The organism is Enterobacter sp. FB (assembly GCF_000805795.1).
Classification (GTDB): domain Bacteria; phylum Pseudomonadota; class Gammaproteobacteria; order Enterobacterales; family Enterobacteriaceae; genus Enterobacter; species Enterobacter roggenkampii.
Map to the genome: position 1 here is coordinate 1895017 of NZ_JSZC01000013.1, position 26643 is coordinate 1921659.

General features: G+C 57.3%; 26 protein-coding genes and 1 pseudogene. 13 read left to right on the plus strand and 14 right to left on the minus strand.

Annotation, left to right across the window (positions count from 1 at the left end; all coding sequences use genetic code 11):
• Positions 1 to 45 precede the first annotated feature (45 nt).
• On the minus strand, positions 46 to 300 hold the full coding sequence (locus PI91_RS15975) for a GlsB/YeaQ/YmgE family stress response membrane protein (protein ID WP_008502662.1): 255 nt from the start codon (positions 298 to 300) through the stop codon (positions 46 to 48).
• Positions 301 to 508: 208 nt separating this feature from the next.
• Between PI91_RS15975 and PI91_RS15980 the strand changes: the two genes are divergently transcribed.
• On the plus strand, positions 509 to 1240 hold the full coding sequence (locus PI91_RS15980) for a flagellar brake protein (RefSeq protein WP_008502663.1): 732 nt from the start codon (positions 509 to 511) through the stop codon (positions 1238 to 1240).
• Positions 1241 to 1278: 38 nt separating this feature from the next.
• Here the strand turns inward: PI91_RS15980 and emtA are convergent, their stop codons facing one another.
• Positions 1279 to 1890, minus strand: a complete 612-nt coding sequence (emtA, locus tag PI91_RS15985; protein WP_008502664.1) for a membrane-bound lytic murein transglycosylase EmtA — start codon at positions 1888 to 1890, stop codon at positions 1279 to 1281.
• Positions 1891 to 1997: 107 nt separating this feature from the next.
• On the opposite strand from emtA, the gene ldcA reads away from it, so the two are divergent.
• Together ldcA and PI91_RS15995 are read left to right on the plus strand one after the other, a co-directional pair.
• On the plus strand, positions 1998 to 2912 hold the full coding sequence (ldcA, locus tag PI91_RS15990) for a muramoyltetrapeptide carboxypeptidase (protein WP_039266587.1): 915 nt from the start codon (positions 1998 to 2000) through the stop codon (positions 2910 to 2912).
• A 97-nt stretch (positions 2913 to 3009) separates the two neighbouring features.
• Positions 3010 to 4743: a potassium/proton antiporter gene (locus PI91_RS15995; protein ID WP_021240401.1), complete on the plus strand. Its 1734-nt coding sequence runs from the start codon at positions 3010 to 3012 to the stop codon at positions 4741 to 4743.
• Between the two features lie 95 nt (positions 4744 to 4838).
• Here the strand turns inward: PI91_RS15995 and dadX are convergent, their stop codons facing one another.
• A complete protein-coding gene (dadX, locus tag PI91_RS16000) occupies positions 4839 to 5909 on the minus strand; it encodes a catabolic alanine racemase DadX (RefSeq protein ID WP_008500515.1) in 1071 nt (356 codons plus the stop codon).
• A 9-nt stretch (positions 5910 to 5918) separates the two neighbouring features.
• Positions 5919 to 7217: a D-amino acid dehydrogenase gene (locus tag PI91_RS16005; protein ID WP_039266588.1), complete on the minus strand. Its 1299-nt coding sequence runs from the start codon at positions 7215 to 7217 to the stop codon at positions 5919 to 5921.
• 321 nt (positions 7218 to 7538) lie between these two features.
• Here PI91_RS16005 and PI91_RS16015 point away from each other — a divergent pair, with 321 nt between their 5' ends.
• Positions 7539 to 9071 carry a SpoVR family protein gene (locus PI91_RS16015; protein WP_023293929.1) on the plus strand — a complete coding sequence of 511 codons (1533 nt, stop codon included), beginning with the start codon at positions 7539 to 7541 and terminating at the stop codon, positions 9069 to 9071.
• Between the two features lie 109 nt (positions 9072 to 9180).
• On the opposite strand, the gene fadR is transcribed toward PI91_RS16015, so the two are convergent.
• Positions 9181 to 9900 (minus strand): fatty acid metabolism transcriptional regulator FadR, encoded by a 720-nt coding sequence (gene fadR, locus PI91_RS16020; protein WP_008500512.1) that lies wholly within the window; start codon positions 9898 to 9900, stop codon positions 9181 to 9183.
• A 201-nt stretch (positions 9901 to 10101) separates the two neighbouring features.
• On the opposite strand from fadR, the gene nhaB reads away from it, so the two are divergent.
• Entirely contained in the window at positions 10102 to 11640 is a 1539-nt protein-coding gene (nhaB, locus tag PI91_RS16025) for a Na(+)/H(+) antiporter NhaB (protein ID WP_023293930.1), read from the plus strand.
• Between the two features lie 143 nt (positions 11641 to 11783).
• Positions 11784 to 12314, plus strand: coding sequence for a disulfide bond formation protein DsbB (gene dsbB, locus PI91_RS16030; RefSeq protein WP_028015880.1), 531 nt, complete (start codon positions 11784 to 11786; stop codon positions 12312 to 12314).
• A gap of 115 nt (positions 12315 to 12429) precedes the next feature.
• On the opposite strand, the gene PI91_RS16035 is transcribed toward dsbB, so the two are convergent.
• The 3 genes from PI91_RS16035 to PI91_RS16045 all read right to left on the minus strand — a co-directional run bounded on the left by PI91_RS16035 (position 12430) and on the right by PI91_RS16045 (position 13946).
• Positions 12430 to 12870, minus strand: coding sequence for a YcgN family cysteine cluster protein (locus tag PI91_RS16035; RefSeq protein WP_008500509.1), 441 nt, complete (start codon positions 12868 to 12870; stop codon positions 12430 to 12432).
• A 93-nt stretch (positions 12871 to 12963) separates the two neighbouring features.
• The gene (locus tag PI91_RS16040; RefSeq protein WP_039266590.1) at positions 12964 to 13623 is read right to left on the minus strand and encodes a fumarylacetoacetate hydrolase family protein; all 660 of its coding nucleotides are present in this window, start codon (positions 13621 to 13623) and stop codon (positions 12964 to 12966) included.
• Positions 13624 to 13670: 47 nt separating this feature from the next.
• Positions 13671 to 13946 carry a YcgL domain-containing protein gene (locus PI91_RS16045; protein ID WP_008500507.1) on the minus strand — a complete coding sequence of 92 codons (276 nt, stop codon included), beginning with the start codon at positions 13944 to 13946 and terminating at the stop codon, positions 13671 to 13673.
• A gap of 123 nt (positions 13947 to 14069) precedes the next feature.
• Between PI91_RS16045 and minC the strand changes: the two genes are divergently transcribed.
• Genes minC through minE form a run of 3 tightly spaced genes read left to right on the plus strand, consistent with a single transcriptional unit; the run spans position 14070 to position 15886 of the window.
• Positions 14070 to 14777: a septum site-determining protein MinC gene (gene minC, locus PI91_RS16050; protein ID WP_008500506.1), complete on the plus strand. Its 708-nt coding sequence runs from the start codon at positions 14070 to 14072 to the stop codon at positions 14775 to 14777.
• 23 nt (positions 14778 to 14800) lie between these two features.
• Positions 14801 to 15613, plus strand: a complete 813-nt coding sequence (gene minD / locus PI91_RS16055; RefSeq protein ID WP_008500505.1) for a septum site-determining protein MinD — start codon at positions 14801 to 14803, stop codon at positions 15611 to 15613.
• Positions 15614 to 15616: 3 nt separating this feature from the next.
• Positions 15617 to 15886: a cell division topological specificity factor MinE gene (gene minE / locus PI91_RS16060; protein WP_008500504.1), complete on the plus strand. Its 270-nt coding sequence runs from the start codon at positions 15617 to 15619 to the stop codon at positions 15884 to 15886.
• Between the two features lie 73 nt (positions 15887 to 15959).
• Here minE and rnd read toward each other — a convergent pair whose 3' ends face one another.
• From rnd to PI91_RS16085, 5 genes and pseudogenes are all read right to left on the minus strand, one after another.
• Positions 15960 to 17075, minus strand: coding sequence for a ribonuclease D (gene rnd / locus PI91_RS16065; protein ID WP_157841597.1), 1116 nt, complete (start codon positions 17073 to 17075; stop codon positions 15960 to 15962).
• 83 nt (positions 17076 to 17158) lie between these two features.
• Positions 17159 to 18844, minus strand: coding sequence for a long-chain-fatty-acid--CoA ligase FadD (gene fadD / locus PI91_RS16070; RefSeq protein ID WP_122984304.1), 1686 nt, complete (start codon positions 18842 to 18844; stop codon positions 17159 to 17161).
• 203 nt (positions 18845 to 19047) lie between these two features.
• Positions 19048 to 19629, minus strand: a complete 582-nt coding sequence (locus tag PI91_RS16075) for a Slp family lipoprotein (RefSeq protein ID WP_023293933.1) — start codon at positions 19627 to 19629, stop codon at positions 19048 to 19050.
• A gap of 37 nt (positions 19630 to 19666) precedes the next feature.
• The gene (gene tsaB, locus PI91_RS16080; RefSeq protein WP_039266593.1) at positions 19667 to 20362 is read right to left on the minus strand and encodes a tRNA (adenosine(37)-N6)-threonylcarbamoyltransferase complex dimerization subunit type 1 TsaB; all 696 of its coding nucleotides are present in this window, start codon (positions 20360 to 20362) and stop codon (positions 19667 to 19669) included.
• Positions 20363 to 20428: 66 nt separating this feature from the next.
• Positions 20429 to 22338, minus strand: a pseudogene (locus tag PI91_RS16085) (ATP-dependent DNA helicase).
• Between the two features lie 133 nt (positions 22339 to 22471).
• Between PI91_RS16085 and PI91_RS16090 the strand changes: the two are divergent.
• Complete coding sequence (locus PI91_RS16090) at positions 22472 to 22816, plus strand: RidA family protein (RefSeq protein WP_008500498.1); 345 nt, start codon at positions 22472 to 22474, stop codon at positions 22814 to 22816.
• A gap of 6 nt (positions 22817 to 22822) precedes the next feature.
• Here the strand turns inward: PI91_RS16090 and PI91_RS16095 are convergent, their stop codons facing one another.
• Positions 22823 to 23005, minus strand: coding sequence for a YoaH family protein (locus PI91_RS16095; RefSeq protein ID WP_008500497.1), 183 nt, complete (start codon positions 23003 to 23005; stop codon positions 22823 to 22825).
• Between the two features lie 61 nt (positions 23006 to 23066).
• On the opposite strand from PI91_RS16095, the gene pabB reads away from it, so the two are divergent.
• The 3 genes from pabB (at position 23067) to sdaA (ending at position 26527) form a co-directional block, all read left to right on the plus strand.
• Positions 23067 to 24392, plus strand: coding sequence for an aminodeoxychorismate synthase component 1 (gene pabB / locus PI91_RS16100; RefSeq protein ID WP_039266594.1), 1326 nt, complete (start codon positions 23067 to 23069; stop codon positions 24390 to 24392).
• A 6-nt stretch (positions 24393 to 24398) separates the two neighbouring features.
• Positions 24399 to 24977 (plus strand): CoA pyrophosphatase, encoded by a 579-nt coding sequence (locus PI91_RS16105; RefSeq protein ID WP_008500495.1) that lies wholly within the window; start codon positions 24399 to 24401, stop codon positions 24975 to 24977.
• 185 nt (positions 24978 to 25162) lie between these two features.
• On the plus strand, positions 25163 to 26527 hold the full coding sequence (sdaA, locus tag PI91_RS16110; protein ID WP_008500494.1) for an L-serine ammonia-lyase: 1365 nt from the start codon (positions 25163 to 25165) through the stop codon (positions 26525 to 26527).
• Positions 26528 to 26643 lie beyond the last annotated feature (116 nt).

Here is a 26643-nt window from a genome sequence, read left to right on the forward strand (position 1 = left end):
CTCAGGTAAAAAAACGGCCCTCCGCAGAGAGCCGTTTACGTTATCTTATGCTCGTCGCAGTAACCTGAATATGCCCAGCACCACAATGGCGCCCACGACAGCGACCAGAAAACTGTGCAGGTCAAAACCACTTATGTTGCCTCCGAAGCCAAACATCGTCGCCAGCCAGCCGCCCACAACCGCACCAACGACCCCGAGTACACAGGTCAAAATAAAGCCGCCGCCATCGTTTCCCGGCATGATCAATTTCGCGATAGCGCCAGCAATAAGACCAAAGATAATCCAGGCGATGATACCCATAGCGATGCCCTCTTGCAGGTTTAACGCATGTGCAGAAAACCTTCTGCACAGCTAACTTAAGTATAGGTCATCGCCGGAAAATCATTTTCTTGTCACCGACTTATCTTTGCCTGAACAGGCAAAAAAAACTCACCGGTTTGTATTAAGTTTCATTGCAGATTGCCGATAACGCTAAGACAGTCTGTCATCTATCAAGGAGCCATCCGGCGTGAGTCATTACAGTGAGCAGTTCCTCAAGCAAAATCCGCTGGCTGTATTAGGGGTATTACGCGACCTGCAAAAAGGTGAAGTGCCGCTGCGCATCAGCTGGTCGAATAATCAGTTCATCAGTAAGATCCTTGACGCCTCACAGGAGCGGCTGGTGATTGATTTAGGCAGCCAGGAGTATGAAAACCGCGCGGCGCTGAAGGCGGAGAATATCGCCGTGATGGCCGAAACGCAGGGCGCCAAAGTGGAGTTTGTCCTGTCGCGACTGGAACTGAGCGAATACCAGGGGCTGCCGGCCTTTGTGACCCCGCTTCCCACTAATCTTTGGTTTGTCCAGCGTCGTGAATATTTCCGCATCAGCGCCCCGCTTCACCCTGCCTACTTCTGCAAAGCCAAAATGCCGGACAAAAAAGAGATTCGCTTCCGTCTCTTCGATCTGTCGCTGGGCGGTATGGGCGCGCTGATGGATACGCCGAAGCCTGACGGACTGGTAGAGGGCATGCGGTTCACGCAAATCGAGCTGGATATGGGGGGCTGGGGGCGCTTTTATTTCGATGCACAGCTGATTGCCATCAGCGAACGCACCGTCGTGGACAGCAAAAATGAAACGATCACCACGCCGCGTCTGAGCTTCCGTTTCCTCAACGTCGGTCCTGGCGCAGAGCGCGAACTGCAGCGCATTATCTACTCCCTGGAGCGGGAGGCGCGCGAACGCGCAAATAAAGTTCTGTAAAAAACATCGGGCAGCGTGACCGCCGCCCGTCTGCGGCATTACATGGCATCCATCGCTTTCTGCACTTTCCAGATATAACGAGGCGCCTGTGGTGCCGGGTGATTTTTCACCACATGCTCAAAGAATTCGTCTTTGTCCATGCCGTTAATCTCTTCTATCGCCTCTTTGCGGTCAGAGGAGAAGGTTCTCAGCAACGCGCCGGCGCCGTTAACGTAAGACACCACCAGCGCGTACTGCATGACCTCCGGATCCTGAATCCCCTTCAGCACGCCATGCTCCATGATGCTCAGATAGGCCGTGCCCATTGAAATGTTGCGTTCCGGGTTCTTCAGCTCGCTGGTCGACGGCTGGCCGCTCCAGCCCATGTAGCGGTATACCTCTCTCCCCGCCGTTGACGCTTTAAGCTGCATCAGCCCCACCGCGTTCGACTTGCTGACAAGCGTGGGGTTACCGCCGGATTCCACCGCAATGATCGCCGTGATGAGGCGCGGACTGACGCCCCAGGCTTTCCCGGCTTGTTCACTGATCGGCATCCACTGCATCGCCCGCTTCACCGGCACTTCCGGATTCCAGGGCGGGTTTTGATAATCATGTTTTGAACTACAGCCAGCGAGCAACACAATCAAAAAAGCAAACCATCTCAATTTCACGTCATCTATCCTTATAGCCGGTCATCGCGGTGCGCCGCCCCTTGAAGCAGGCGGCGTATACGCGGCATGATATAGACAATTAGTTTCTCATTCAGCAAGGAATTGCCATGTCTCAGATTCATCTCATCGCGCCGTCGGGCTACTGCATTAACCAGGACGCGGCGCAGCGGGGCGTTCAGCGTTTGCTGGAATCGGGCCACCAGGTAGAAAATCAGACGATTATCCCCCGCCGCCAGCAGCGTTTTGCCGGTACCGAAGCGCAGCGGCTGAATGATATCAACAGCCTGGTGAACCTGAAGGGTGAAAACCGGATAGTGCTGGCGGTGCGCGGCGGATATGGCGCGAGCCGGCTGCTGGAGAGCATTGACTGGCAGGGCCTGGCGGAGCGTCAGCAGCAGGATCCGCTGCTGATATGCGGCCACAGCGATTTCACCGTCATCCAGCTTGGGCTGCTGGCGCTGCATAACGTCATCACCTTCAGCGGCCCGATGCTGGCCGGTAACTTCGGCGCGCCGGAGCTGGAAGCCTTCACCGTGGAACATTTCTGGCGCGCGCTGCGTAATCCCACCTACAGCGTGGAGTGGCAGGGGAATGGACCGCACTGGGAATGCGAAGGTCAGCTCTGGGGCGGCAACCTGGCGATGCTGGTTTCGCTCATCGGTACGCCGTGGATGCCGCAAATCGAGGACGGCATTCTAGTGCTGGAAGATATCAACGAACATCCGTTCCGCGTCGAGCGCATGCTGTTGCAGCTCTATCATGCCGGTATTCTTGAGCGCCAGTCCGCGATTGTGCTGGGCAGCTTCAGCGGCGCTGCCCCGAATGACTATGACGCGGGTTACTCCCTGGAAACCATGGTTGAGTTCATTCGCTCGCGGCTGGATATTCCGGTGATCGCCGGTCTGGACTTCGGTCATGAGCAGCGCACCGTGACCCTGGCGCTGGGGGCGCACGCCTCCCTGCTCCATAATGATTCCGGCTCCCGGCTGACCATCAGCGGCCATCCTGTCATAAAGGCATAAAAAAGCCGTTATACCCCCTTAATAAAACGCTGTTGCCGTCGTTAATATGTTAGGGTTTTAGTAACAGCGTTAACATTGAGGTGGGAGTAAGAGAACATTGGATGCCGCAGCGATAATCAGCCTTTTCATTCTGGGTTCGGTCCTTGTAACCAGCAGTATTTTATTAAGTTCATTTTCATCGCGTCTCGGCATACCTATTCTTGTTATTTTCCTCGCCATCGGCATGCTGGCCGGCATTGATGGCATTGGCGGTATCCCATTCGATAACTACCCTTTCGCCTACATGGTGAGTAACCTGGCGCTGGCGGTGATCCTGCTGGACGGCGGGATGCGCACCCAGGCGAGCTCCTTCCGCGTGGCCTTAGGGCCCGCGCTGTCGCTCGCCACGGTCGGCGTGTTGATTACCTCCGGCCTCACCGGAATGATGGCCGCGTGGCTTTTCCATCTGAATATCATGGAAGGGTTGCTGATAGGCGCTATCGTGGGCTCAACCGATGCGGCTGCGGTGTTTTCCCTGCTCGGCGGTAAAGGGCTTAACGAACGCGTTGGCTCCACGCTTGAGATTGAATCCGGCAGCAACGACCCGATGGCGGTGTTTCTCACCATCACGCTGATTGAGATGATCCAGCAGCACGAGACGGGGCTCAGCTGGATGTTTGCGTGGCATATCCTGCAGCAGTTCGGGCTGGGGATTGTTATTGGCCTGGCGGGGGGATACCTCTTACAGCAGATGATCAACCGCATCTCGCTGCCCGCGGGGCTTTACCCGCTGCTGGCCTTGAGCGGCGGCATTCTCATTTTTGCCGTTACCACGGCGCTGGACGGCAGCGGCATTCTCGCCGTCTACCTCTGCGGGTTCCTGATGGGCAACCGCCCTATTCGCAACCGCCATGCCATTTTGCAGAACTTCGACGGCCTGGCATGGCTGGCGCAGATCGGCATGTTCCTGGTGCTCGGTCTTCTGGTTACCCCATCGGACCTGCTGCCCATCGCCGTTCCGGCGCTGCTGTTGTCTGCGTGGATGATCTTCTTCGCCCGTCCGCTGTCGGTATTTGCTGGCCTGCTGCCGTTTCGCGGCTTCAACCTGCGCGAGCGCGTCTTTATCAGCTGGGTGGGTCTGCGCGGCGCGGTTCCGATTATTCTTGCGGTCTTTCCGATGATGGCCGGTCTGGATAACGCCCGGCTGTTCTTTAACGTGGCTTTCTTCGTGGTGCTGATTTCGCTGCTGTTCCAGGGAACGTCCCTCGGGTGGGCGGCGAAAAAAGCCAAAGTCGTGGTCCCTCCCGTGGGCTGGCCGGTGTCGCGGGTGGGGCTCGACATTCATCCGGAAAACCCGTGGGAGCAGTTCGTCTATCAGCTGAGCGCCGACAAATGGTGCGTGGGCGCTTCGCTGCGCGATTTGCACATGCCGGCCGAAACGCGCATTGCCGCCCTGTTCCGCGACAATGTCCTGTTGCACCCTACCGGCAGCACCCGCCTGCGCGAAGGGGATATTCTTTGCGTGATTGGCCGCGAGCGTGACCTGCCCGCGCTGGGCAAGCTGTTCAGCCAGTCGCCGCCGGTGGCGCTGGACCAGCGTTTCTTCGGCGATTTTATTCTGGAAGCCAGCGCCAGGTTTGCCGATGTGGCGCTGATTTACGGCCTGGATGAAGGTGCTGAAGACGGAGATAGCCAGCAAACGCTGGGCGAAATCATCCAGCAGCGGCTTGGCGCTGCCCCGGTCGTGGGCGATCAGGTAGAGTTTGCCGGGATGATCTGGACGGTAGCAGAGAAAGAAGATAACGCGGTAAGGAAAGTCGGTTTGAGGCCGATGGAAGAGGAAGCGGAGTAGCGGTTTTTTTGCCGGGTGGGGGCTTCGCCTTACCCGGCCTACAAAACCCTCGAACGTAGGCCGGGTAAGCGTTAGCGCCACCCGGCGAACATACGTTACACCGTCACAACCGGCACCCTCGGTGCCAGGGCACACATCAGTTCATACCCTACCGTGCCCGCCGCGGCAGCCACGTCATCAATTTTGATTTCGTTACCCCACAGCTCGACCGGCGAACCGATACCCGCCTGCGGGCAGGGCGTCAGGTCAACGGCCAGCATATCCATAGAAACGGTGCCTACCGTTCCCGTGCGGACCCCATCGACCCACACAGGCGTACCGGTCGGTGCAATGCGCGGGTAGCCGTCGGCATAGCCGCCCGCCACGATACCAATCCGCTGCTCGCCCTTTGCCCGATAGCGGCTACCGTAGCCCACCGTGTCGCCAGCTTTCAGGGTCTGCACGCCAATGATTTCACTGCGCAGGGTCATAACCGGCTTCAGGCCGCTGTTGGCGATATCCTGCCACTGCCCCGAGGGCGACGCGCCGTACAGAACGATCCCCGGACGCACCCAGTTGTAATGCGCCTCGGGATGCCACAGCGTGGCCGCCGAGTTGGACAGCGAGCGCGGGCAGTCCAGCCCTTCTGCCGCCTGCTCGATGCGGACCATGGCATCGGCGATACCGTCCGGTTTTTCCGCGTCGGCAAAGTGTGCCATCAGCGTCATTTCACCCACGTTCTTCAGGGCGCGCAGCTGCTGCCAGACCGTATGCACCCGCTCAGGCTGGAAGCCCAGGCGGTTCATGCCGCTGTTGACCTTGAGATAGATATCCAGCGGCGCGTGGAGCTTCGCATCCTGAATCGCTTTGATCTGCCAGTTGCTATGAACGCTGGTGGTCAGCCGGTACTTATCCAGCAGCGGCAGATCGTCGGCGTGGAAGAAGCCCTCCAGCAGCAGTATGGGCCCTTTCCAGCCGCGCTCGCGCAGCAGAATGGCCTCTTCAAGATTGAGTAACGCAAAGCCATCGGTGGCGCTCAGCGCGCTCCAGATACGGTCAATGCCGTGGCCGTAGGCATTCGCTTTCACCACCGACCACACGCGTGCGCCAGGTGCTGCCCGACGAACAATCTGCAGGTTATCCTTCAGGGCCTGCAGGTTCAGCTGAGCGAGAACAGGACGGGACATGACAACTCCTTAGTTATGTGCGCCGTGCAGGTGCTGTGGACGCGACGGCGTAAACCCCGATTGATAGCGCGCGACACTGAGATCGTCAAACGGAATGGCCGGCGTGCGTCCGGAAATCAGGTCGCTCAGCAGCTGCCCGGAGCCGCAGGCCATCGTCCAGCCAAGCGTACCGTGTCCGGTATTGGTCCACAGGTTTTTGAACGGCGTGCGCCCGACAATCGGCGTGCCGTCCGGCGTCATCGGACGCAGGCCGGTCCAGAAGGTCGCCTGCTCGACAAAGCCACCGCGCGGGAAGAGGTCCCCCACCACCATCTCCAGCGTTTCACGACGCGGTTTCAGCAGTTCGGTGTTGAAGCCGACAATCTCCGCCATGCCGCCTACGCGGATGCGGTTATCGAAGCGGGTAATGGCGATTTTATAGGTTTCATCCAGAATGGTAGAAACCGGTGCGCCGCTCTCCTCTTTTACCGGAATGGTCAGCGAGTAGCCTTTTAGCGGGTAGACCGGAATGTCGAGAATGCCTTTCAGCATGGCGGTGGAGTACGAACCAAACGCCATGACGTAGGCATCCGCTTTGATCACCTCTTCGCCACACTTCACGCCGTAAATTTTTTCCCCTTCCGACAGCAGCTTGTCGACAGCGGTGTTGTACCGGAATTTCACCCCCGCCTGCTCGCACATCTGCGCCAGACGCTGCGTAAAGAGCTGGCAGTCGCCGGTTTCGTCATTCGGCAGGCGCAGGCCGCCCGTCAGCTTATGCGCCACTTCCGCCAGCGCAGGTTCAACCTGACCAAGCTGGCTGGCTTCCAGCAGCTGATACGGTACGCCAGCATCTTCCAGCACGGCGATATCGCGGGTGGCGTTTTCATACTGTTGTTCGGTGCGGAACAGCTGGAGCGTTCCGCCCTGACGGCCTTCGTACTCAATCCCGGTTGAGGCGCGCAGCGCTTTCAGACAGTCGCGGCTGTATTCCGCCAGGCGCACCATGCGCCCTTTGTTCTCCATGTAGTGGCGTGTGTCGCAGTTGCGCAGCATCTGCCACATCCACTTCAGCTGGAACTGCGTGCCGTCAAGGCTGATGGCCAGCGGCGCGTGGCGCTGGAACATCCATTTAATCGCTTTCAGCGGAACGCCCGGCGCTGCCCACGGTGCCGCATAGCCCGGAGAGATTTGCCCGGCGTTCGCCGCGCTGGTTTCCAGCGCGGGGCCTGACTCACGATCGATAACGGTGACGTCATGTCCCGCCTGACTTAAATACCAGGCGCTGGTTACCCCAACGACACCACTTCCCAGTATGACAACACGCATAGCCACTCCATTATGTGCAAAAGAACAATCTTCTAATTACAGATTGATAACCTAGTTGAAAATATTATTCAACATACGACTTTTTTATGGTGACTTACCTCACACATCCCCCAGCATCAGGGGATAGTGCTAATTTGGGATCTCCTGCTGCGCGTTATTTTTAACCAGCATAAAATGCTGAGAGACGCCCTTTTTTTGCCGTATCAAAAACGCGAAATCGCAAAGAAAAAATTTCTGCCTCAGCACGCTTTTTAACACGTTGATCTATGCTTGAAAGGAGGCTCTCCAGACAGAGAGAGCACCCACAACGAGGGCGCGCTAATGGCTACTATTGATTCCCTGAACAAGGACAACACACGTCTGAGCGATGGACCCGACTGGACCTTCGAGCTGCTGGATGTTTACCTCGCCGAGATCGACCGGGTCGCAAAACTGTATCGCCTGGATACCTACCCCCATCAGATTGAAGTCATTACGTCCGAACAGATGATGGACGCCTACTCCAGCGTCGGGATGCCGATCAACTATCCGCACTGGTCGTTTGGTAAGAAATTTATTGAAACGGAGCGGCTGTATAAGCACGGCCAGCAGGGTCTGGCGTATGAAATCGTCATCAACTCCAATCCGTGTATCGCCTATTTAATGGAAGAGAACACCATTACCATGCAGGCGCTGGTGATGGCGCACGCCTGCTACGGGCACAACTCCTTTTTCAAGAATAACTATCTGTTCCGCAGCTGGACGGATGCCAGCTCCATCGTCGATTACCTGATCTTCGCCCGTAAATACATTACCGACTGCGAAGAGCGCTACGGCGTGGACGAAGTGGAAAAACTGCTCGACTCCTGCCACGCGCTGATGAACTACGGCGTAGACCGCTATAAACGTCCGCAGAAAATCTCCCTGCAGGAGGAGAAAGCACGGCAGAAAAGCCGCGAAGAGTATCTCCAGAGCCAGGTGAACATGCTGTGGCGCACCCTGCCGAAGCGTGAGGAGGAAAAAACGATCGCCGAAGCGCGTCGCTATCCGTCCGAGCCACAGGAAAACCTGCTCTATTTTATGGAGAAGAACGCCCCGCTGCTGGAGCCGTGGCAGCGTGAGATCCTGCGCATCGTGCGCAAGGTGAGCCAGTATTTCTACCCGCAAAAACAGACGCAGGTGATGAACGAAGGCTGGGCGACCTTCTGGCACTACACCATCCTCAACCACCTGTACGACGAGGGGAAAGTCACCGAGCGGTTCATGATGGAGTTCCTCCACAGCCATACCAACGTGGTGTTCCAGCCGCCCTATAACAGCCCGTGGTACAGCGGGATTAACCCGTATGCCCTTGGCTTCGCCATGTTCCAGGACATTAAGCGTATCTGTCAGTCGCCGACGGAAGAAGACAAGTACTGGTTCCCGGATATCGCCGGATCTGACTGGCTGGAAACGCTGCACTTTGCGATGCGCGACTTTAAGGATGAGAGCTTCATCAGCCAGTTTATGTCGCCGAAGATCATGCGTGATTTCCGCTTCTTCACCGTGCTGGACGACGACCGCAACAACTATCTGGAGATCTCCGCAATCCACAACGAGGAGGGTTACCGTGAGATCCGCTCTCGCCTCTCTTCCCAGTACAACCTGAGCAATCTTGAACCCAACATTCAGGTGTGGAATGTGGATTTGCGCGGTGACCGCTCCCTGACGCTGCGCTATATCCCGCACAATCGCGCGCCGCTGGATAAAGGGCGTAAAGAGGTGCTGAAGCACGTGCATCGCCTGTGGGGCTTTGATGTTCAGCTGGAGCAGCAGAATGAAGACGGGAGCGTCGAGCTGCTTGAACGCTGCCCGGCGCGGTTGAATACGCTGTAGTTTTTTGCCGGGTGGCGGCTACGCCTTACCCGGCCTACGGGTTTTGTAGGCCCGGTAAGCGAAGCGCCACCGGGCGAAAAAAAACCTCTCACACGAGAGGTTTTTTATTTCAGCGGCTCTGAATCGCCAAATCACCCGGCAGCGTTTTCTGCATACGGTGCCAGATTTCACCGGAATCGTGACCGTAGCGGCGCACTGTCTCATACACCTGATCGTGCAGACCTTCGGAGCACAGCTTGCTCAGCTTATGGTAAAAGCCCAGCGCCAGGCTGCGGGCTTCGGGATTGGCAAAGTAGTGACGGCCAATGCGGGTGTAGAGTCCCTTCATACCGTTGAGGATCAGACCGTACACCGGGTTGCCGGAGGCAAACGCCAGGCCACGGAAGACGTTGTAATCGAGGGTGGCAAACGCGTCGGCATGATCTTCCACCTCGTTGGCACTGGCCAGCACCGCAAGCGCATCTTCCGGATGCTGGCGGAAAGCCGTACGAATAAAGATCGTCGCGATGTTGGTGCGAACGGAGAGCAGATTATCAATGAGCTGCGGCACGCTTTCATGATCGAGACGCGCCAGCGTTTCAAGAATGTTCAGCCCGGAGGTTTCCCAGAAGTTGTTCACTTTTGTTGGCTTGCCGTGCTGGATCGTCAACCAGCCATCGCGCGCCAGTCGCTGAAGCACTTCACGCAGCGTGGTGCGAGTGACGCCAATCAGTTCAGAGAGTTCGCGTTCAGCCGGAAGAATGGACCCCGCAGGGAAACGATTATTCCAGATGCTTTCAATGATGTACTCTTCCGCGAAACCCGCCGGGCTCTGCGCCTTAATGACCATAGTGAGATTTCCATTACACAGCTTTAGCAAATTGGACTCATCATACCAGAGGCGTGCAGTGGCAGGTAGCGCGGCAAAGAGAGAAAAGAGGGATCGCCGTTTCATTTTTATGAAATTTACAATGCAGTCTTATCCGCGTCTGGACCGTGAATTTTGCGTATACTGATGTTTTGTCTTACTTGACGGGGAAGGACGTCTGTCGTGGAAATTTCTTTTGGGCGCGCTCTGTGGCGCAATTTTTTAGGCCAGTCTCCTGACTGGTACAAACTGATACTGCTGGTGTTCCTGGTCGTTAACCCTCTCCTCTTTTACGTGAACCCGTTCGTTGCCGGGTGGCTGCTGGTCGCGGAGTTTATCTTCACCCTGGCGATGGCGCTGAAATGCTATCCCCTGTTGCCGGGCGGATTGCTGGCGTTTGAAGCGGTAGTGATTGGCATGACCTCAGCCGAGCATGTCAAAGCAGAGCTGGCTTCAAATCTTGAAGTGCTTCTGCTGCTGATGTTTATGGTGGCGGGCATCTACTTTATGAAACAGCTGCTGCTGTTTATCTTTACGCGCCTGCTGCTCAGCATTCCGTCGAAAATGGTTCTCTCGCTGGCGTTTTGCCTTGCGGCGGCCTTCCTGTCAGCCTTCCTGGACGCGCTGACGGTCGTCGCGGTGGTGATAAGCGTCGCGGTGGGGTTTTACGGTATTTATCACCGCGTGGCCTCCTCTCGTCCGGGTGAGGATCTGCAGGATGACAGCCATGTCGATGCGCATAACCGCGAGGTACTGGAGCAGTTTCGCGCCTTCCTGCGCAGCCTGATGATGCATGCCGGGGTGGGTACCGCCCTGGGGGGCGTGATGACGATGGTGGGCGAGCCGCAAAACCTGATCATTGCGAAAGCGGCGGGCTGGCACTTCGGTGATTTCTTCCTGAGAATGGCCCCGGTGAGCGTGCCGGTGCTGATCTGCGGTCTGGCGACCTGTTTGCTGGTGGAGAAGTTTCGCCTCTTTGGTTACGGGGCACAACTCCCGGAGCCGGTACGTCAGGAACTGCATAAATTCGATCTGCAGAGCCGACGCCAGCGGACGCGCCAGGAGACGCTGCGCCTGATTGCACAGGGGATCATCGGCGTCTGGCTTATCGCCGCGCTGGCGTTCCATCTGGCTGAAGTGGGGCTGATTGGTCTGTCCGTGATTATTCTCGCCACGACCTTTACCGGCGTGACGGATGAGCATGCCATCGGCAAAGCCTTCACCGAAGCGCTGCCGTTTACCGCCCTGCTGGCGGTGTTCTTTGCGGTCGTGGCGGTGATAATCGACCAGCACCTGTTCGCGCCGATTATTGCCTTTGTCTTACGGGCATCGCCGGATGCTCAGCTGTCGCTGTTTTACCTGTTTAACGGCCTGCTCTCATCGATCTCAGATAACGTCTTTGTCGGGACGGTTTACATTAACGAGGCTAAGACCGCGATGGAGCAAGGCGTGATCAGCGCCGGACAGTTTGAACTGCTGGCCGTGGCGATCAACACCGGTACCAACCTGCCGTCGGTGGCGACACCCAATGGCCAGGCCGCCTTCCTGTTCCTGCTGACCTCCGCTCTTGCGCCACTCATACGTCTTTCTTATGGAAGAATGGTCTGGATGGCCCTGCCCTATACGCTGGTGCTTACGATCGTGGGATTGCTTTGCGTCAAAATTACCCTTATTCCCTGTACGCAATGGTTGATACAAGCGGGTATACTTGCGGCGCAGTAAACGCTGCAACTCGGGCAGTTCGCTGCCCGTTTGCCTTTTCGCACGATAAACATCCAATTACGTTTTATTTCGCCAGGTACAGGTGGCGCGAAAAACGAATTCGTTTACACTGCGCTTTCTAAGCATGTTCCAGGGAAATGATTATGTTGAGATTTTTAAACCAGTGCTCCCGCGGTCGCGGAGCATGGTTGTTAATGGCCCTGACCGCCTTTGCGCTGGAAATGGTCGCGCTGTGGTTCCAGCACGTAATGGGACTCAAACCTTGCGTGCTCTGTATTTACGAACGCTGCGCGCTGTTCGGCATTATGGGGGCTGGCCTGGTCGGCGCGATTGCGCCGAAGTCGCCGCTTCGCTATGCCGGGATCGCAATCTGGCTCTACAGCGCCTGGAAAGGCATTGAACTCTCCTGGCAGCACACGATGATGCAGCTGCATCCGTCACCGTTTATGACCTGCGATTTTGCCGCCCGCTTCCCGAGCTGGCTGCCGCTGGACAAATGGCTGCCGCAGGTGTTCGTTGCCTCCGGTGACTGCTCCGTTCGCCAGTGGGAATTCCTGACGCTGGAGATGCCGCAGTGGCTGGTAGGCATTTTTGCCGCCTACTTCGTCGTGGCGCTGCTGGTGTTGATCGCTCAGCCGTTCAAACCGAAGAAGCGCGATTTGTTCGGACGCTAATTCGCCCGGCGGCGCTTCGCTTGCGCGGGCCTACGGTTTTGTAGGTCGGGTAAGCGCAGCGCCACCCGGCACAACAGCGCACAATAAAAAACCCGCTTCGGCGGGTTTTTTAATCTCAACGGGTCGGGTGGTTCATGATGTGATCTTCCCAGTCCCGCACCTCGGACTCTTTCACCGCAATGTGGCGCACGGAGATACGTTCGCCGTGCATCGCCGCTTTTGAACCGGTCAGCAGGGGGTGCCAGTCAGGCAGACCTTTCCCCTCCGCCAGCAGGCGATACGCGCAGGTATGCGGCAGCCATTCAAAGGTGGGCAGATTCTCACGGGTTAATTTAATGCAGTCTGGCTCGAACTCGAAGCGGCGCTCGTAGTTGCGGCACTGGCAGGTTTTGATGTTCAGCTGCTTGCAGGCCACGTTGGTGAAGTAGATTTCGTCCGTGTCTTCATCCATCAGCTTGTGCAGGCAGCACTGACCACAGCCGTCGCATAAGGATTCCCATTCCGCGTCGGTCATGTCGTCGAGAGTTTTGCTTTGCCAGAAAGGGATGTCGTTCATCAGGATGTCCACACGTCAAAAGAAAGCGCACCTTATAACGAGTCTGGCACGTCGTTGCAAGTTTTGCCGCCCTTTTCAGGCGGCAAGAGGAGGTTACAGCACGCGGGTTTTCAGCGACAGGCCGTTAAAACCAACTTCAAGTTCATCACCGCTCGCGAGCGGACCAACGCCTTCCGGCGTGCCAGTCAGGATCACATCACCCGGCTTGAGGGTAAAGAAGCGGCTCATGTAGGCGATCAGCGGCACAATCTTATGGATCATGTCTGCCGTGGTGCCCTGCTGGCGGATTTCACCGTTAACCTTCAGGCTGAGCGGCGTATCCTGCGGATCGCCGGTAAATTCGCTCACCGGCACAAACGCCGAAATCGGGCAGGAATTATCAAACCCTTTGGCTTTTTCCCACGGCTGCCCCGCTTTCTTCATTTTGCCCTGCACGTCGCGTAGCGTCAGATCCAGCGCCACGCCGTATCCGGCGATCGCTTTTTGCACATGCTCTTCGGAGGCCTGACGCAGCGTTTCGCCGATCAGCACGGCGAGTTCCACTTCGTGGTGCACCGAGCCGAGCCCCTGCGGCAGGGCCAGCGGCTGGCGAATATCGCAAAGCGCCGTTTCAGGCTTAATGAACAGAACCGGCTCTTCTGGCGTCGCACTGCCCATCTCCTGAATATGTTTTGCATAGTTGCTGCCCACGCAAACCACTTTGCTGACGGGATAATCCAGTAATGCACCTTGCCAGTTATGATGTTGATACATGGTCGACCCCTAAACGGTTGATGTGTTGTGCTCAAAAACAGTTGAGACTATTTTTTACCGTTCGCCTCAAGATGCTGTTTTAATAAATTCTCGGGTGGCGGCGGAAGCTGTAAATAATAGCCCTGCTCGGCTAATGCCGTTTTCACTTTCTCCAGATCGGCATTCACCAGTTTCTTGCGACCATCAAGCGGCAGCAGCATCGCCATCTGCGGTCGGCCAAAGCTCTTCATTAATTCTTCAGGCACGCGTGAAAAATCGTCTTTCTTTTCGACATAAAGATAGGTCTGGTCACGGGTTGTACTTCTGTAGATCACACAAAACATGTTTTTACTCTGAATTAATGGGTGGTTGCTTGCCTCAATATACTCCTGACTATAACATGCCTGATACTCTTCGGAATATCGCAGCGAGTGGTTGCGGTTAATAGCAAATTGAGTAAGGCCAGGATGTCAAACACGCCCATCGAGCTTAAAGGCAGTAGCTTCACCTTATCAGTGGTACATTTGCATGATGCAAAACCCGAGGTTATTCGTCAGGCGTTAGAAGACAAAATCGCCCAGGCTCCCGCCTTCCTGAAGCACGCCCCTGTTGTTATCAACGTCAGCGGTCTTGAAGCGCCGGTTAACTGGAAACGTCTCCAGCAGGCCGTCTCCTCGACCGGACTGCGTATTGTCGGCATCAGCGGCTGCAAAGATACTGAACTGAAAGCGGAAATTGACCGTGCGGGGCTGCCGCTTCTGAATGAAGGCAAAGAAAAAGCCCCGCGTGCGGCACCCGTTGCCGTCGAAACGCCCCCTCCTGCGGCGCAAAACGTTACAAACATCACAAAAACGCGAATGATTGATGTGCCGGTTCGTTCCGGTCAGCGCATTTATGCACCAAACTGTGATCTGATTGTTACAAGCCACGTCAGTGCTGGCGCTGAGCTGATTGCAGATGGCAATATTCACGTTTACGGTATGATGCGTGGACGTGCGCTCGCAGGTGCAAGTGGCGATCGGGACGCGCAAATATTTTGTACTCACCTGACGGCGGAACTGGTGTCCATCGCAGGTGAATATTGGCTGAGCGACAAGATCCCAGCCGAATTTTATGGCAAAGCGGCTCGCCTGCTTCTGGCAGACGACGCGTTGACCGTTCAACCGTTGAATTGATCCCTTTTTAACAAGGAATTTCTATGGCACGCATTATTGTTGTTACTTCGGGTAAAGGAGGCGTTGGCAAGACCACCTCCAGCGCGGCCATCGCTACTGGTTTGGCCCAGAAGGGAAAGAAAACCGTCGTTATCGACTTCGATATCGGCCTGCGTAACCTCGACCTCATCATGGGATGTGAGCGTCGCGTCGTGTATGACTTTGTGAACGTCATTCAGGGCGATGCCACGCTGAACCAGGCGCTGATTAAAGACAAGCGCACCGAGAACCTCTACATTCTCCCGGCTTCTCAGACGCGTGACAAAGACGCCCTGACCCGTGAAGGGGTAGAAAAGGTGCTCGACGAGCTGAAAAAAATGGAGTTCGACTTCATCGTCTGTGACTCCCCTGCCGGTATCGAAACCGGTGCCCTGATGGCGCTCTACTTCGCTGATGAAGCAATCATCACCACCAACCCTGAAGTTTCATCCGTGCGTGACTCAGACCGCATTCTCGGGATCCTCGCCTCTAAATCCCGTCGTGCGGAAAATGGCGAAGACCCGATTAAAGAACACCTGCTGCTCACCCGCTACAACCCGGGCCGCGTGAACAAAGGTGACATGCTGAGCATGGAAGACGTGCTGGAGATCCTGCGCATTAAGCTGGTGGGCGTTATCCCGGAAGATCAGTCCGTGTTACGCGCCTCTAACCAGGGCGAGCCAGTGATCCTTGATACAATGGCAGATGCAGGTAAAGCTTACGCCGATACCGTTGACCGTCTGCTGGGAGAAGAACGTCCTTTCCGCTTCATAGAAGAAGAGAAGAAAGGTTTCCTCAAACGCCTGTTCGGAGGATAAGTTATGGCATTACTGGACTTTTTTCTCTCGCGGAAAAAGAACACCGCCAACATCGCAAAAGAACGTCTGCAAATTATCGTTGCGGAGCGTCGTCGTAGCGACGCCGAGCCTCACTACCTGCCGCAGCTGCGCAAGGACATCCTGGAAGTGATCTGTAAGTACGTGCAGATTGACCCGGAGATGGTGACGGTGCAGCTGGAACAAAAAGACGGGGATATTTCGATTCTGGAGCTGAACGTGACGCTCCCGGAAGCGGAAGAGTCGCGTCCGTAGGTTTGTGATTTCGTCGCCCCGGTAAGCGCAGCGCCACCGGGGAAATATGCCGGGTTTATCACCCGGCATATTTTTATCGCGGATAACCTTCCAGCAGCGTATTCAGGCGATCGGCCATCAATTCCCCGCGCCATCCCGCCATCATTTCCGGCATGCCATTCTGCGGCTTCAGCTTCCAGTGCCAGTTAAGCAGCTGGTTAATCTGACGGCGTGAAGCGAGCAGCTCCGCGCTCAGCTTGCTTTCCGTAGCCACCGCCTGCACCAGCGCTTTGATGTCCTTAAACGCTTTGCGATAGCCCGGCATATCCATCAGGTTCAGCAGCGGTTCCGGCAGCGCCTCTTCCGGCAACGCCTGCGCTTTTGCGACCAGCGCCAGCAGGGTTTTGCCGTGGAAACGGATTTCGCTGCCCGAAAGTCCAATGCTGTCCAGCTCGCCGAGGCTGCCCGGCATATAGCGCGCAACCGCCCAGAGATGCTCTTCGCGAACCACAAAGTTAACGGCCAGATCGCGCTCGCGCGCTTTACGCAAGCGCCAGTCTGCCAGCAGCTGCAGGCACGCCAGCTGACGCGTACGCAGCTGCCAGGCGTTGCTGATGTCGCGCCAGGCCTCTTTCGGATCCACCACTTCCTGACGACGCAGCTGGGTCATACGGCACTCGTCCAGCGCGGCGGACAGCCAGCCGGATGCCTCGGCTTCTTTCATCAGCTGTCCGGCGATCGGCAGCAGGTAAAACACGTCAGCCGCCGCATACTCCAGCTGGCGCTCGGTAAGCGGACGCGCCAGCCAGTCGGTACGGGATTCGCTTTTATCCAGCGTCAGGCCCGTATACTCCTCCACCATGGCGGCAAAGCCCCAGGAGAGCGGTCGCCCGCTGAACGCCGCAAGGATCTGCGTATCAATCAGCGGCTGAGGCATGATGCCAAAGGTGTTCAGAAAGACTTCCAGATCTTCACTGCCTGCGTGCAGGTATTTCGTGACGGCGGTATCGAGCAGCAGATCGCGCATCGGCGTCCAGTCGGTAATGCCGAGAGGGTCGATCAGCGACACGTGTTTACCGTCGTACATCTGAATCAACCCCAGCTGCGGATAGTACGTCCGGGTACGGACAAACTCGGTATCCAGGGCAATGGCAGGAAAGTCGCGCGTCACTTCGCACAGCGAAGCCAGCTCGTCGTTGGTCGTGATCATCTGGTAATTCAAATCGGATTCTCTTTTGTTTGCGCCCATAAAAAACGCCGGCTTAACCGGCGTCTGGACGATTAACGTGAAGCTCAGGCCTTATTGTCTACTTTGGCACGGGCTTCGTCACGTAATTCTCGTCGTAATATCTTCCCGACGTTGGATTTCGGCAGCTCGTCGCGGAATTCCACCAGCTTCGGCACTTTATAGCCCGTCAGCTGACGACGACAAAACGTTATCAGCGCTTCCTCGGTGAGAGAAGGATCTTTCTTGACCACAAATATCTTCACCGCTTCACCGCTGCTGCCGGAAGGCACGCCGACCGCTGCCACTTCGAGTACGCCGCTGTGCTGCATGACCACGTCTTCGATCTCATTCGGATAGACGTTGAAGCCGGAGACCAGGATCATATCTTTCTTGCGATCGACAATGCGCAGGAAGCCCTCGTCATCCATCACCGCGATGTCACCGGTATGCAGCCAGCCGTCTTTGATGATTTCGTCGGTCGCATCGGGACGCTGCCAGTAGCCCAGCATGACCTGTGGACCTTTGACGCAAAGCTCACCCGGCTCACCCGGCGCGACTTCATTATCGTTATCATCGACCAGTTTCGCTTCAGTAGAAGGAACGGGCAGTCCAATGCTTCCGCTGTGGTAGTCGATGTCATGCGGGTTAACGCTGACCAGCGGCGCGCACTCCGTCAGGCCATAGCCCTCCAGCAGATACTGGCCGGTAAGCTTCACCCAGCGCTCGGCCACCGCCTGCTGAACCGGCATGCCGCCGCCCGCAGAGAGATGGAGCGTGGAGAAGTCCAGCTGCTGGAACTCTTTGTTATTAAGCAGCGCGTTAAACAGGGTATTTACCCCGGTCATGGCGGTGAACGGGTATTTTGCCAGCTCTTTCACCAGCCCCGGTATATCACGCGGGTTGGTAATCAGCACGTTTTGACCGCCCAGCTCAATAAACAGCAGGCAGTTCATGGTCAGTGCGAAAATGTGGTACAGCGGCAGCGCCGTAATGACCAGCTCTTTGCCGGGATGCAGCAGCGGCCCGTAGGTTGCATTGACCTGCTCAAGGTTCGCCAGCATGTTGCGGTGGGTCAGCATTGCGCCTTTCGCCACGCCGGTGGTACCGCCGGTATACTGCAGGAACGCGAGATCTTCTGAGACCACTTCCGGCTTAACGTACTGCATACGATAGCCCGCATGCAGCGCCCTGCGGAAGGAGATAGCGTCCGGCAGGTGATATTTTGGCACCAGACGTTTGACGTATTTGACGATAAAGTTAACCAGCGTGCCTTTGGCGGTGGAGAGTTGATCCCCCATGCGCGTCAGGATGACGTGTTTCACCAGGGTTTTGTCGACCACTTTTTCCAGCGTATGGGCAAAGTTGGACACAATGACAATCGCAACCGCGCCGCTGTCGTTAAGCTGATGCTCCAGCTCGCGCGGGGTGTACAGCGGGTTAACGTTGACGACAATCATCCCGGCACGCAGGATACCGAACAGCGCCACCGGGTATTGCAGCAGGTTCGGCATCATCAGCGCGACGCGATCCCCTTTTTGCAGCCCCAGCCCTTCCTGCAGGTACGCCGCAAACGCCCGGCTGCGCTCCTCCAGCTTACGGAACGTCATCACCTCGCCCATATTCACAAATGCGGGCTGGTCCGCGTAGCGCCTTACCGAGTGTTCAAATAATTCCACCAGGGATTGATAACGGTCAGGATTGATCTCAGCAGGAACGTCTGCAGGATAACGGTTAAGCCAAACCTTCTTCAATGCATCACCTCTGAAATGAGTGTTCGTCGTCATCACAACCCCGATAATAAACAGTTTGTTAACATTATATTAACTCAGCGTACCAGTTTATTAATTGTTCAGATTTAAGGTTGCGAAGCGCGTCACTCTTTTTTTTCGTTTTATCCGTAAAAAAACAGAGACAGCGGCTGAGCCGCTGTCTCTTTTCTAGCAATAACAGTAAGTTACTCAGTAACGATCGTCTGTACCTGTGCAGGTCCCGGGTTATACCAGCCCCAGCCCGGGTAGCCGTAACGATAAGGATGTGGACCCCACATCCACGGATCGATCGGCTGAGGCGGCATGATCACCTGCTGTGCCAGCCGCCAGCGCTTGTAGCCGTTGACCTGCATGGTCATAAATTTATACGGCGTGCTGCCGATTTTGCCCTGTACGGCGCCGGTAATCGGCCCGACGACGGTCACCAGCTGTCCGCGAAAATCAACCGGATCGAGGAACCCGCTGACGTCCGCATAGATGCGCCCGCGGGAGGCCTCGCCCAGCACAGGCCGCGCGCCGCTGTCCAGCGGAACGGTCGCGATCTCCAGACGGGTTTTCCCCTGCTGGTTTTGTACATCGATGACCTTACCGCCGAAGCGCGCTTCCTGGCCGACGTACAGCTCAGGAGCATTCATCACCCGAACCAGATCCTGCTGTGGCGTCGGGCTGCTGCCCTTAATCGCATCAGGAACGGAAACGCATCCGCTCAGTGCTATGGCAACCGCGCCTGCCATAATAAGGCGTACTACTTTAGTCTGAACCGCCATGATGCGACTCCTTTTTCTCAGTTCCTGTTACTGAGATTCACTCGCGGCCCGGAAGTTTCTTCCACGCGACGGTGTTTCGCAAATAAACCGGTTCCGCGTGTTCAACGGCCACGGTTTTGCCTGCTGCGAGCAGCTGGCTGGCAATCGGAAGCATATCTTCCGCAGCCGGCAGAAGCATGTTGCCGTCCACCAGCGTCAGCCCGGTGCCGTTCGCCATCTCAGGCCACGCTGGCCAGCCCGTACCGACGGTCGCCCACTCGCCGGACAGCTGCTTCAGCCGTTCCGTCACCGCTTCCGGCTTAAGCACGGCTTCCGTCTCTTCACCGTGCCACACGCCCTGCTCGTCGCGGGTGTATTCGGCCCAGTAGACTTCGCCCATGCGGGCATCAATCGCTGCCAGGACGCGCGTTGCCCCGGTCATGCGCCATGCGCCCTGTGCCATGGTGGCGAGGGTAGAGACGCCGATCATCGGCAGTTCGGCGCCCAGCGCCAGCCCTTGCGCAATGCCAATCCCGATGCGTACGCCCGTAAAGCTGCCGGGGCCGCGGCCAAAGGCCAGCGCGTCGAGGTCGGTTAAGGAGGTGTTGCCCTGGGTTAAAATGGCTTTTACCAGGGGGAGAATGCGTTGGGTGTGTTCCCGTGGGCACTCTTCGAAATGGGCAGAAACAGCACCGTTGTTCAACAGAGCAACAGAGCAAGCCTCTGTCGCGGTATCAATAGCCAGAATTCGCATCAGTCGTCGCGCTCTCGCAAGGGTCAGTCACAAAATGGCGCGCATCTTAGCACACTCCGGGGTAAATTACTCCGCCGTTGGGTTTGCCAGGAAACGCACTGCGCGTTTTATGTCCCGCGTCCGCGGTGCGGGCGGCAGGCTTGCAAGGAAGGTTGCCCCGTAAGGACGCATCACCAGCCGGTTATCGCAGATGACCAGCACGCCGCGATCGGTGACGTCACGGATTAAGCGCCCTACCCCTTGCTTAAGCGTAATGACCGCATCCGGCAGCTGAACCTCGTCAAACGGATCGCCGCCGCGCAGGCGGCAGTCTTCCATCCGTGCCTTCAGCAGCGGATCGTCCGGGGAGGTAAACGGCAGCTTATCAATGATCACCAGCGAAAGCGTGTCGCCGCGCACGTCCACCCCTTCCCAGAAGCTGCTGGTTGCGACCAGCAGGGCGTTACCGGCGCTGACGAACTGCTGCAGCAGCTGGCCTTTGCTGGTTTCGCCCTGCAGCAGCACCGGTAGCGTCATGGTGGCGCGGAACTGCTCGGCGAGGTCGCGCATCATGGCGTGGGAGGTGCAGAGCATAAAGCAGCGGCCGTTATTGGCCTCGATCATCGGCTTCAGCATCGCCGCCAACAGCCGGGCCGCACCCGGCTGGTTGGGAAGCGGCAGATTGCGCGGCACGCAGAGCAGCGCCTGCTTTTCGTAATTGAACGGGCTGGGCAGAAGCAGCGATTCCGCCTGCTCGATGCCGAGGCGCTCGGTGAAGTGGCGCAGGTCGTCATTCACCGACAGGGTTGCCGACGTGAAGATCCAGCTGCCCGGCTTTTGCGCCATCACCTCTTTAAATTTATCCGCCACCGTCAGCGGCGTGAGCGCCAGGGTAAAGTGGCGCGAAGTGCACTCGTACCAGTAGCTGTAACCCGGCTGGTTAATCTCTTTCAGCCGTTTGAGCCGCCCGCGATAGAGCGTGGCGCGTTCGAAGGCCGCGTCCAGCAGCGCGGAACGGCCGAGCGACAGTTTCGCCACGTCGTAGCAGAGCTCAAGCGCATCATCGAGCAGCAGCAGCGCGCGCTGGATGTTTTTGTCCGCCAGCAGCTCGCGCAGGTTACCACGATAGCCCGGCTCGCCGAGCTGTAAACGAAAATCCTGCGCGCTCTGCGCCAGACGATCGGCGCACTTCTGCAGCTGCTGGGTATCTTTGAGTTCGGTCCGGTACGCAATGGTGAAATCTTTCGCCAGATCCTGCAGCTGGCGGCTGGAGAGCGACTGGCCGAAATACTGGCTGGCGATATCCGGCAGCTGGTGGGCTTCGTCGAAGATCATCACGTCCGCTTCCGGGATCAGCTCACCAAAGCCGCTGTCCTTGACGACCATATCCGCGAGGTACAGATGGTGGTTCACCACCACCACATCCGCATCCATCGCCGTTTTGCGCGCTTTCACCACGAAGCAGTCTTTATACAGCGGGCAGTCGCTGCCGAGGCAGTTGTCGTTGGTGCTGGTCACCAGCGGCCAGGCGGGAGAGTCTTCCGGCACGCTCGCGCAGGTGCTGATATCGCCCTCTTCGGTCTGGTTCGCCCAGGCGCGAAGGATAATGACGTCGCTCAGGGTTTGCACCGGCAGGTCGCCGCCCGCCAGCGCCTGCTGCTCAAGGCGTTCCAGGCAGAGATAGTTGGAGCGCCCCTTCAGCAGGGCCAGACGGCCTTTGTATTTCAGCGCCTTTGCCACCGTGGGCAAATCGCGGCTGTAGAGCTGGTCTTGCAGGGCTTTCGAACCGGTGGAGATAATCACCTTTTTTTCGCCCGCAGCGCCGGCGCAAGGTAAGCATAGGTTTTACCCGTGCCGGTACCCGCTTCGACCACCAGCGGCTGAGCCTTATCGATGGCGCGTGCAACGGCGTGCGCCATCTGTCGCTGAGGCTCACGGGGTTTGAAGCCGGGGATAGCCTGCGCTAATTGACCTTCAGGGGAAAAATCGTCTGCCACGGTGCTCTCTCACTGTATTTTTGCACAGGGATTATGTCAGCCCATCCTCTCCTGTGCCACCCCAAATAGTGACGACACGAGAACAATATGGCAGTCTTGCCACCTGACGACGAAAAATAACGAGGAAACGTTTATGACAATTGTGCGCATTGATGCCGAAGCCCGCTGGTCTGATGTGGTGATCCACAACCAGACGCTCTACTACACCGGCGTCCCGGCGAACCTTGACGCGGATGCGTTCGAGCAGACGGCCAATACCCTCGCGCAGATCGACGCGGTGCTGGAAAAACAGGGCAGCGACAAATCCCGCATTCTGGATGCGACGATTTTCCTGGCGAACAAAGATGACTTCGCGGCAATGAACAAAGCCTGGGATGCGTGGGTGGTGGCGGGTCACGCGCCTGTACGCTGCACCGTACAGGCCACGCTGATGAAGCCGGAATACAAGGTTGAGATTAAGATTATCGCGGCGGTTTAAGCCCGATCACTCTTCATCTTCATCCTCAAAACGCGCCACGATCCGCTCGCCGGTATGCGTGGCGCGCAGTTCTTCCGCCACCTGGGAAATCGCCTGTCCGCTGCTCATCCCCTGGGACATCAGCTCCTGAATTCGCTCAACCGCTTTCTGCTGCTGTTCATGGCTCAGAGAAGGTAAACCTGCAAACATCGTCAACTCCTGCTAAATTATTCGCGCTAATTATTTCACGCTGCCCGGTAGTATGCCACACATGAACATGCGCTTCCCCACTGTTATTACCCTGCCCTGGCGGACAGACGCCGCTGAATACTGGTTTGCCCGCCTGAGCCATCTTCCGTTTGCGATGCTGTTGCACTCCGGCCATGCGGACCATCCCTATAGCCGCTTCGATATTCTGGTGGCCGATCCGCTGAAGACGCTGACAACCGATGACCTGTCGTTAACAGACGATCCGCTGGTGCAGCTTCAGCAGGCCATTAACGCGCTGGGCTTGTCTGCCACCCCGAACCCGGACCTCCCTTTTCAGGGAGGCGCGCTGGGCCTGTTTGGTTACGACCTGGGCCGCCGTTTCGAAACGCTGCCCAAGCATGCGCAGGTCGATATTCCCCTGCCCGACATGGCCGTGGGGCTGTATGACTGGGCGTTAATTGTCGATCACCAGAAAAAAACGGTTTCCCTGCTGAGCCATCGTGACGTGCAGGCGCGTCTGGCCTGGCTTGAGGCGCAACAGGCTGCACCCGCAGAGACGTTCACACTGACCTCCGGCTGGCGCTCCAACATGAGCGCCGCGGAGTATGGCGAAAAATTCTCGCGCGTTCAGGCGTATCTGCAAAGCGGCGACTGCTACCAGGTTAACCTCGCCCAGCGCTTCCAGGCGACCTATCGTGGAGATGAGTGGCAGGCGTTTACCCGTCTTAATGCCAGCAACAAGGCGCCGTTCAGCGCATTTGTTCGTCTGGACCAGGGGGCGATCCTCAGCCTGTCGCCCGAGCGCTTTATTCATCTGGCGGAGGGGACCATTCAAACCCGTCCGATTAAAGGCACCTTGCCGCGTCTTGCCGATCCCGACGCCGACCGTCGGCAGGCGGAAAAGCTGGCCGCCTCGCCGAAAGACCGCGCTGAAAACCTGATGATTGTCGATCTGATGCGTAACGACATTGGCCGGGTGGCCGTGCCGGGCAGCGTCCGCGTGCCGGAACTGTTTGTCGTTGAGCCTTTCCCGGCGGTGCATCATCTGGTCAGCACCATTACCGCGCGGCTGCCTGACTCGCGCACGGCCTGCGACCTGCTGCGCGCCGCGTTCCCGGGCGGCTCCATCACCGGCGCGCCGAAGGTGCGGGCAATGGAGATCATCGATGAACTGGAGCCCCACCGCCGCAATGCCTGGTGCGGCAGTATCGGCTATATCAGCCTGTGCGGCACGCTGGATACCAGCATTACCATCCGCACGCTGACCGCCTGCAACGGAAACCTTTACTGTTCGGCCGGGGGCGGCATTGTTGCCGATAGTGAGGTCGAGGCGGAATATCAGGAAACCTTTGATAAAGTTAACCGTATCCTGAAACTACTGGAGTAATCACGGGTGGAAAAAGAGAACCTGACGCTGGATGACTTTTTATCGCGTTTTCAGCTACTAAGACCGCAGGTCAATCGCGAAGCGCTGAATCAGCGTCAGGCGGCCGTGCTGATCCCGGTCGTGCGTCGCGCGAAGCCGGGCCTGCTGCTCACCCAGCGTTCCGCCCATTTACGTAAGCATGCCGGTCAGGTCGCTTTTCCGGGGGGCGCGGTAGACAGCTCCGACGCCTCGCTGATTGCCGCCGCGCTGCGCGAAGCGCAGGAAGAGGTGGCCATTCCGCCGGAGGCCGTTGAGATCATCGGCGTGCTGCCGCCCGTCGACAGCGTTACCGGTTTCCAGGTCACGCCGGTGGTGGGCATTATCCCGCCGGGTCTGCAGTATCACGCCAGCGTTGATGAAGTCTCTGCGGTGTTTGAAATGCCGCTGGATGAAGCCCTTCGACTGAGTCGTTACCACCCGCTGGATATTCAGCGTCGTGGGCATGACCATCGGGTCTGGTTGTCCTGGTATCAGCATTATTTTGTCTGGGGCATGACGGCGGGCATCATTCGTGAACTGGCGCTGCAGATCGGCCTGAAACCTTGACTATACTTTACATTCCGCCCTCTTCTGCCAGGTTTGCGATCTGCGTCGCGCTATTAGCAAAACCCATCGTTAACCATTAGTTTAATTCATGTGAATAGTTAAGCCGAGGTCGGTGTTCCCTCTTACACTATGCGCAGTTATAACATCGTTACTGGAACCCCGGTAACCCTGTCAGGAGTGTGAAAGTGATTAGTATATTCGACATGTTCAAAGTGGGAATTGGCCCTTCGTCTTCCCATACTGTTGGCCCGATGAAGGCCGGTAAACAGTTCGTCGATGATCTGGTCGAAAAAGGATTACTGGAAAGCGTTACCCGTGTCGCCGTGGATGTTTACGGCTCGCTGTCATTAACGGGTAAAGGCCACCACACCGATATCGCCATTATTATGGGTCTGGCAGGCAATATGCCGGATACCGTTGATATTGATGCCATTCCGGCATTCATCCGCGACGTGGAAACACGCGGCCGCCTGCTGCTGGCAAACGGCCAGCAGGAAGTCGATTTCCCGCAGGATGACGGCATGCGTTTTCGCAGCGACAACCTGCCGCTGCATGAAAACGGCATGACCATTCACGCTTATAGCGGTGAAAAAGAGATCTACAGCAAAACGTACTACTCCATCGGCGGTGGTTTCATCGTGGATGAAGAGCATTTTGGCAAAGACAGCGTCGGCGACGTCAGCGTGCCGTACCCGTTCAAATCGGCGACCGAGATGCTGGGCTACTGCAAACAGACCGGTCTTTCCCTCTCCGGCATGGTGATGCAGAACGAACTGGCCCTGCACAGCAAACAAGAGATTGAAGACTATTTTGCCAACGTCTGGCAAACCATGCGCGCCTGTATCGATCGCGGGATGAACACCGAAGGCGTTCTGCCGGGCCCACTGCGCGTGCCGCGTCGTGCCTCTGCTCTGCGCCGTATGCTGGTAACCACGGACAAATTCTCCAACGACCCGATGAACGTGGTCGACTGGGTGAATATGTTTGCGCTTGCGGTTAACGAAGAGAACGCCGCCGGGGGCCGCGTCGTGACGGCGCCAACCAACGGCGCGTGCGGCATTGTTCCTGCGGTGCTGGCGTATTACGACCACTTTATTGAGCCCGTGACGCCGGACATCTATATCCGTTATTTCCTGGCGGCAGGTGCCATCGGCGCGCTGTACAAGATGAATGCCTCCATCTCCGGTGCGGAAGTGGGCTGTCAGGGTGAAGTCGGCGTGGCCTGCTCCATGGCGGCGGCGGGTCTGGCAGAGCTGTTGGGTGCAAGCCCTGAGCAGGTCTGCGTGGCGGCTGAAATCGGTATGGAACATAACCTCGGTCTGACCTGCGATCCGGTCGCGGGCCAGGTGCAGGTGCCGTGCATTGAGCGTAACGCGATTGCCTCGGTGAAAGCCATCAACGCCTCTCGTATGGCGATGCGCCGTACCAGCGAACCTCGCGTATCGCTGGATAAGGTGATTGAAACCATGTACGAAACGGGCAAAGACATGAACGCGAAATACCGCGAGACGTCCCGTGGTGGCCTGGCCATTAAGGTGCAGTGCGACTAATACTGCCTTTCGCCCATCTGCAACGGATGGGCGAATTTCCCTCTTCTTCCTCGTCTCCTTCTGCTTTCCCCACTACACTTTCACTGTTGCGTCCGGCTTTTGTGGCTGGTGGCTTA